The organism is Bradyrhizobium sp. OK095 (assembly GCF_900109945.1).
Taxonomy (GTDB): Bacteria; Pseudomonadota; Alphaproteobacteria; order Rhizobiales; family Xanthobacteraceae; genus Bradyrhizobium.
Genome location: NZ_FOBX01000022.1, coordinates 76247 through 83434, shown reverse-complemented (window position 1 = coordinate 83434; position 7188 = coordinate 76247). Strand labels below are relative to the sequence as shown.

At 63.6% G+C, this 7188-nt stretch carries 5 protein-coding genes; 4 read left to right on the top strand and 1 reads right to left on the bottom strand.

The window, feature by feature from the left end; translation table 11 throughout:
* Positions 1–354: 354 nt before the first annotated feature.
* Together BMW89_RS35695 and BMW89_RS35690 are read left to right on the top strand one after the other, a co-directional pair.
* On the top strand, positions 355–1590 hold the full coding sequence (locus tag BMW89_RS35695) for an LLM class flavin-dependent oxidoreductase (RefSeq protein WP_092035017.1): 1236 nt from the start codon (positions 355–357) through the stop codon (positions 1588–1590).
* Between the two features lie 133 nt (positions 1591–1723).
* Positions 1724–3100 carry a cytochrome P450 gene (locus BMW89_RS35690; RefSeq protein WP_092035016.1) on the top strand — a complete coding sequence of 459 codons (1377 nt, stop codon included), beginning with the start codon at positions 1724–1726 and terminating at the stop codon, positions 3098–3100.
* A 152-nt stretch (positions 3101–3252) separates the two neighbouring features.
* Here the strand turns inward: BMW89_RS35690 and BMW89_RS35685 are convergent, their stop codons facing one another.
* Positions 3253–4092: an SDR family NAD(P)-dependent oxidoreductase gene (locus BMW89_RS35685; protein ID WP_092035015.1), complete on the bottom strand. Its 840-nt coding sequence runs from the start codon at positions 4090–4092 to the stop codon at positions 3253–3255.
* Positions 4093–4271: 179 nt separating this feature from the next.
* Here BMW89_RS35685 and BMW89_RS35680 point away from each other — a divergent pair, with 179 nt between their 5' ends.
* Together BMW89_RS35680 and BMW89_RS35675 are read left to right on the top strand one after the other, a co-directional pair.
* The gene (locus BMW89_RS35680) at positions 4272–5237 is read left to right on the top strand and encodes a sensor histidine kinase (protein ID WP_092035014.1); all 966 of its coding nucleotides are present in this window, start codon (positions 4272–4274) and stop codon (positions 5235–5237) included.
* A 208-nt stretch (positions 5238–5445) separates the two neighbouring features.
* Positions 5446–7182 carry a putative bifunctional diguanylate cyclase/phosphodiesterase gene (locus BMW89_RS35675; RefSeq protein ID WP_177196555.1) on the top strand — a complete coding sequence of 579 codons (1737 nt, stop codon included), beginning with the start codon at positions 5446–5448 and terminating at the stop codon, positions 7180–7182.
* Positions 7183–7188: the final 6 nt, after the last annotated feature.

Here is a 7188-nt window from a genome sequence, read left to right as displayed (position 1 = left end):
TTCTGAGTCTCGACAACCAGAAAGTACCGGCTTCATGCCGGTTAAACCGGGCATGCTCCGCGGCATAGTGAATCATTCCCCGGACAGCCCTGCGCTTGCGGGGAGAGGTCGGAATTCGAACGCAGTTTGAATTCCGGGTGAGGGGGTACAGGTCTCACAATGATCTCATCTGCGGAGAGGGCCCCTCACCCCGCCCTCCCCCCGTAAGAACGGGGCGAGGGAGACGAGACACTTCGCCTCGTATCCACGCATGCCTGCATTCCGCCGCGCGGGACACCACGCGATTGCGTTCGCTCTTTCCAGCACGTAGCCTCGACCGCTCAACAAACAAAAAACTCAGCCGGAGAGAACGCCATGGCGCGCCTGAAGTTCGGGGCCTTTCTTGCCCCGCATCACCCGATCGGGGAGCATCCGATGCTCCAGTTCCGGCGTGATCTCGATCTGGTCGAGCAGTTGGATAGCCTCGGCTATGACGAGTTCTGGTGCGGCGAGCATCATTCCTCCGGCTGGGAGATGATTGCTTCGCCCGAGATGTTTCTGGCCGCGGCCGGCGAGCGCACCAAGCGGATCAGGCTCGGCACCGGCGTGGTGTCGCTGCCCTACCATCATCCCTACAACGTGGCCCAGCGCATGGTGCAGCTCGACCACATGACCGGCGGCCGCGCCATCTTCGGCTCCGGCCCCGGCGCGCTGGCGTCCGACGCGCACACGCTCGGCATCGATCCGATGACCCAGCGCGACCGCCAGGACGAGGCGATCGCGGTGATCCGCCGCCTCTTCAACGGCGAGCGCGTCACGGCGAAGACCGACTGGTTCACCATGAACGACGCCGCGCTTCAGCTTCTGCCTTTGCAGGAAGAAATGCCGTTCGTGGTGGCCTCGCAGATCTCGCCGTCGGGCATGACGCTCGCCGGCAAATACGGCATCGGCATCATCTCGCTGGGCTCGATGACGACGCAGGGCCTGATGTCCCTGCAACAGCAATGGCAGTTCGCCGAGGATGCCGCCAAGAAGCATGGCACCACAGTCGATCGCGCGAACTGGCGCGTGCTGCTCACCTTCCACATCGCCGAGAGCCGCGAGCAGGCGCGCCGCGAGGCCGGCGCCGGGCTGATGCGCTGGCACAACGAATATAATGTCGGCACCTTGCAGCGCCCGGGCCTGACCGCGTTCTCCTCGCCCGATGAAGCCGTGGACAAGACCGCCTTCGTCGAGGGCGCGGCCTCCACCATCGGCACGCCCGACGATCTCGTCAAAACCATCAAGAACGTGATGCAGGTGTCCGGCGGCATCGGCGCCGTCATCGGCTTCGTGCACGACTGGGCCAATCCGGAGGCGACGCGCCGCAGCTGGGACATGGTCGCCCGCTACGTCGTGCCGGAGATCAACGGCTACGTCGATTCTTTACGCAAGTCGCAAAAATTCGTGATCGAGAACCGCGAGATCTTCGAGCGCGCAGGGCAGGCCGTGATGGCCAAGATCATGCAGAACGAGAAGGCCGTTGAGGCGCTGAAGGTGACCGGCCCCGGCCGCGTCGCCATTCCAGCCGTCAACGCGCCGGATCTGCAGAAGGAAGCTGCGAAGCGGTAGACGCGGCTACGCCTGTAGCCACTATCATGAGCAAGTGATAGCGGCCTGTGCTATGTTGATCCCGTCAGCGTGGCGCAGGCCGTATTCATATCGCGATCGCGCGCCGTTCGGTCAGCCAACCGGAGCAATCGTCATGTCGATGCAGAATGTGGCCGCCCCTGCGCTTCCGTTCACTGCGCCCAAACGCAACGAGCTGACGCACATCCCCGGCGACGAGGGCTGGCCGATCATCGGCAAGACCTTTCAGGTGCTCGCCGACCCCAAGGGGCACATCGAAGCGAACGGCGCCAAATACGGCCCGGTCTACCGCACCCACATTTTCGGCGAGACCAATGTCGTGCTGCTCGGGCCCGAGGCCAACGAGCTTGTGCTGTTCGACCAGCAGAAGCTGTTTTCGTCGACGCACGGCTGGAACAAGGTGCTCGGCCTGCTGTTTCCGCGCGGATTGATGCTGCTCGATTTCGACGAGCACCGCCTGCACCGCAAGGCGCTGTCGGTCGCGTTCAAGTCCGGGCCGATGAAGTCTTATCTGAGCGATCTCGACCGCGGCATCGCCGCGCGCGTCGCGCAATGGAAGGCGACGCCCGGCGAGATGCAGCTTTATCCGGCGATGAAGCAGCTCACGCTCGATCTCGCCGCGGCGTCCTTCCTCGGCGCCGATATCGGGCCGGAGGTCGACGAGATCAACCGCGCCTTCGTCGACATGGTCGCGGCCGCGGTCGCCCCGATCCGCCGCCCCCTGCCCGGCACGCAGATGGCGCGTGGCGTCAACGGGCGCAAGCGCATCGTCGCCTATTTCCGCGAGCAGATTCCGCTCCGGCGCGGCAATCACGGCGGCGATGATCTGTTCTCGCATCTCTGCCGCGCCACCCATGAGGACGGTGCGCTGCTGTCCGAGCAGGACATCATCGACCACATGAGCTTTTTGATGATGGCGGCGCACGACACGCTGACCTCGTCGCTGACCTCCTTCATCGGCGAGCTCGCCGCCAATCCGGACTGGCAGGACAGGCTGCGCGCCGAGGTTCTTGCGCTCGGACTCGCCCCCGGTTCGCCCAGCAGCTTCGACGATCTCGAAAAGATGCCGCTGTCGGAGATGGCGTTCAAGGAGGCGCTGCGGATCAAGCCGCCGGTGCCCTCGATGCCGCGCCGCGCGATGCGCGATTTCACCTTCAAGGGATTTACGATTCCCGCCGGCACCGCGGTCGGCGTCAATCCGCTCTATACGCATCACATGAAGGACATTTGGCCGGAGCCGGATCGCTTCGATCCCCTTCGCTTTACGGAAGAGGCGCAACGCAACCGCCACCGCTTCGCCTGGGTGCCGTTCGGCGGCGGCGCGCATATGTGCCTCGGCCTGCATTTCGCCTACATGCAGGCGAAATGTTTTGCCCGGCACTTCTTGCAGAACCTCGAGGTGTCGCTGGAAGAGGGCTACAAGCCGGAGTGGCAGATGTGGCCGATTCCGAAGCCGCGGGATGGGTTGAAGGTGCGGGTGAAGGCCATCTAACGCTACTCTCGTGTCCCGGACGCGCTGCAGCGCTTGCGCTGCTGCGCAGAGCCGGGACCCAGCATCTTGAGACACCGTCAGCTCGGAGAGATGGGCCCCGGCTCTGCGGAGCGGCACTTCGCGCCGCACCGCGTCCGGGGCACGAGACCTTCCTACGCCCCCTGATCGAACGCGTTGCGCAAGGCCGCCAAGCCCTGCTGTTGCTGGCTCCAGTTGCGGCCGCCGGTGATGGCGCCGTCGATGACGAGGTCGTGGCCGTTGATGAAGCTGGATTCGTCGCTCGCCAGGAACACCGCGGCGTGCGCGATGTCATCGGGGATGCCAGCGCGGGGAATCGGCTGCGCGGTCTTGTAGACGTCGCGCATCACCGCCGGCGTCTTCTCGGCAGCTTCCGTCGACAAGCCAAGCGCCTTGCCAAAAATGCCGGTCGCGATCGCGCCGGGTGAGATCGAGTTGACGCGGACGTTGGACTCACCGAGCTCCATCGCCACGCATTTGGTGAGATGGATCACCGCCGCCTTGGCCGCGCCGTAGACCAAGGACGATGAGAAGCCGGCGAGACGACCGGCGATGCTGCCATTGTTGATGATGCTGCCAAAACCCTGCTTCTTCATATGGGGCGCGGCGTGCTTCATGCCGAGCATGACGCTGCGCACCAGTGTCGCCATCGCCGCGTCGAAGCGCTCGACCTCGAGGCCCTCGATGCCCCCGGTCTGCGCCGGGCCGCCGGCATTGTTGAACAGGCAGTCGATCCGGCCGAATTTCTCCACCGCGAGCGCGATCAGCGCCTGCATCTGCACTTCGACAGTCACATCGGTCTGGCGAAAGACGCAAGTAGCCCCGAGCCGCGATGCCAGCGCCTCGCCTTCCGGTATACGCCGCCCCGCGATCACAATTTTGGCACCTTCGGCAACGAAGACTTCTGCTGTCCGCAATCCGATGCCGCTCGTCGCACCCGTGATCACCGCCACCTTGCCGTCCAGCCTGCCCATGGAATGTCCCTGTTTTTGAATGATTTGATGCCAAATAGCGGACACCGATCGATGACGGTGCCGCGGCGATCGACGCCGCAGCAGTCACTATTCCTGCCGTCTCCCGACAAGGCAAGCTTTGCTTGCGCTGCTGACATGCGTAACATTCACCGCGAACGCACATCGCGACCGGGCTGCGCATGGAGAAGCTGATCGACGACTTCCGCAAGGGCTGGCAGGGCCTGGCACCGCCGTCGCTCGGCCTCAGCATTGCCTTTGCGGTCGCCTGCGTGCTGGTTGCGACGCTGGCGCGCTGGGGGCTCGCGCATGTGCGGCCGGACGTCTACTTCACCCCCTATTTTCCGGCCGTGTTCTTCGCCGCCGCTTTCGGAGGCTTCCGGATCGGCATCGTGACGGCGATCGTCGGCGGCGTGCTCGGCGTGGTCGTGAATTTCAGCGAAGCCCTCGCCGATCACGCGCGCTTTGCCCTGCTGGCGCTGTACTGGGCGGTCTGCGCGCTCACCATCTGGGGCGTCGAGCATTATCGTACGATGCTGGTCGAGCAGCGCCGAATCTCCAAACGCCTCATTGAGGAAGAAGATTATCGCAAGCTGCTGGTCGACGAGCTCCAGCACCGGCTGAAGAACAAGCTGTCGACCGTGCACGCCGTGATCCATCAGGTACTGCACGACCAGCCGCAGGTCTGGGCACGGATCGATCCGCGGCTGCGCTCGCTGGCCACGACCGACGATCTGATCTCGCGGATCGACAAGGCCGGCTGCGACATCCGCGACCTCCTGATCGCGGAGCTCGGGCCCTATGGCCATGTCCGCTTCACCCTCAACGGCGACCGGCTGTTTCTGCCGCCGAAGCTCGCGGTGACGTTGTCACTGATGTTTCACGAGCTCGCCACCAATGCCGGCAAATATGGCGCGTTCTCCGCACCGCGCGGATTGTTGCAGGTGTCATGGACCGTCAGCGGCGACCGCCTGACCGTGACCTGGGACGAGACCGAAGGTCCGAGCATCGGCAAGGTGTCGGCACCCGGCTTCGGCACCAAATTGCTGAAGTCGGCGCTGTCCGCCTTCGACGGCAAGACCGAGGTCTCGTATCTGGAGACCGGCCTGCATTGCATCATGCAATGCCGCGTTCCCAAAAGCGGCTAGACTCGAAACAAGCGAAAGCCAGCCGCGCGCTCCGCTTGCGGTTTCGCAAGTGACGTTGACGCTCTGTTAATGACGATTTTCTGCACGCGTCGCATCGCCGCAAAACACCCCCGTATTTCTGCGTACCCCTTAACCAAACCTAAGAGGGAACCGCGCGAGATTGCGTCCATTGCAAAGGCGCGCTGAAACAACAAGATTCATGACTTCTATGAACGACAACAGATATTCCGGCGCGAGTGAAGCCGAACTCGGATTTCTCAAGGAAATCGTTAGAATGCTGCCTGCCGGCCTGACCGTGCAGGACGCCCAAGGCGAGCTTCTGCTGGTTAACGATATCGCGGCGTCCCAGCTCGGCATGGACGGCAGCCGTCCCTCGCCCGATCTCGCCCCGCGCCGCGAAGCCTGCCAGCAGGCATTGAGGTCCGGTCAGCCAGTCACCTCCGAGGAAGCCATCCATGACGGCACGGCGCGGCAGGTGCTGCTGACGACCCATCGTCCCATTCGCCTCGCCGGACGCGAGCTGCTGATCTCGGCCTCCTCCGACATCACCGAGCAGAAGAACTTCGAGGACCAGCTATTCCGCTCGGCCTATTTCGACGAGCTGACCGGACTGCCCTCGCGGCGCGTGATCGAGCACCGCGCCAACACCCTGCTCGCGCGCGACGGCAAGGGCGATCGTTTCGCGCTCGCCTTTCTCGACGTCGATAATTTCAAGCACATCAACGATTATTACGGCCACGCCGTCGGCGACGCGCTGCTGGTCGAGCTGTCGAAGCGGCTCGGGCGCGATTTGCGCGATTCCGATATGCTCTCGCGCATCTCCGGCGACGAATTCCTGCTGCTGCTATCTCCGATCCAGAGCCAGGAGGAGGTTGCCGAATTCATCCAATCGACGCTGGAGCGGCTGACCGCGCCGTTCTTCATCGACAATTCGGAGCTGTTCGCCTCCACCTCCGTCGGCATCAGCCTCTATCCCGATCACGGACGCAGCTTCGAGACGCTGCGCCAGAACGCCGACATCGCGATGTATCGCGTCAAGAACGATGGCAAAGGGATGGCGGCGTTCTTCGACGCCAGCATGGAGCGCGAGGCGCTGGCGCGAACCAAAATCGAGCAGTCGCTGCGGCTCGCCATCCTCGATAAGCGATTCTGCTGCGCCTTTCAGTCCAAGGTCGACATCAGGACGCAGGCCGTAACGGGCATCGAAGCCCTGGTGCGCCTGCGCGACGACGAAGGCGTGATCCAGGCGCCGGGCTCGTTCATCAACCTCGCCGGCGAACTCGGACTGATCGACGAATTGACCCATCTCGTGCTCGCCGAGATCGTCAAATCGATCGACCTGATCAACGAGACTTTTGGCGCGGAAGCGACCATCAGCATCAACGTCGCCGCCAAGCAGGCCGGCAATCCCGAATTCATGCGCAGCTTCGCGCAGGCGTTGGACGACACCGGCTTTCCACAACGCTTCATGATCGAGGTGACGGAAGACGCCTTCGTCGCCAAGAGCCATTTCCAATCCGAAATCCTGCCGATGTTCAGAAAGCTCGGCGTCGGCATCTCGATCGACGATTTCGGCACCGGCTATTCCTCGCTCTCGGCGCTCGCCGACATCACCGCCGACGAGATCAAGATCGACCGCTCCTTCATCACCGACATCCATAAGCGCCCGCGCAGCCAGGGCATTTTGCGCGCGATCGAATCCTTGAGCGAAGCGCTCGGCATGACCGTGATTGCCGAGGGCATCGAATCCTACGAGGAGCTCGCCTACCTCCAGGCTGCGACCAAGATCCGCTACGCACAGGGCTATTATTTCGCCCGGCCGATCTTCCTGGAGGAGCTCAAGCTCGCAACGCCCGCCTCCAGCGAGGCTCGCGGCAGCGTGGCCAGCCGGCCGACGCAGCAGAACCGCCAGGGATATTCGCGGGCGAGCGGGTATCGGCGGTAACCGCTC

Coding starts and splice junctions, on each gene's coding strand:
- BMW89_RS35680 (WP_092035014.1), top strand. CDS start 4,272: ATGGAGAAGCTGATCGACGACTTCCGCAAGGGCTGGCAGGGCCTGGCA.
- BMW89_RS35675 (WP_177196555.1), top strand. CDS start 5,446: ATGAACGACAACAGATATTCCGGCGCGAGTGAAGCCGAACTCGGATTT.
- BMW89_RS35685 (WP_092035015.1), bottom strand. CDS start 4,092: ATGGGCAGGCTGGACGGCAAGGTGGCGGTGATCACGGGTGCGACGAGC.
- BMW89_RS35690 (WP_092035016.1), top strand. CDS start 1,724: ATGTCGATGCAGAATGTGGCCGCCCCTGCGCTTCCGTTCACTGCGCCC.
- BMW89_RS35695 (WP_092035017.1), top strand. CDS start 355: ATGGCGCGCCTGAAGTTCGGGGCCTTTCTTGCCCCGCATCACCCGATC.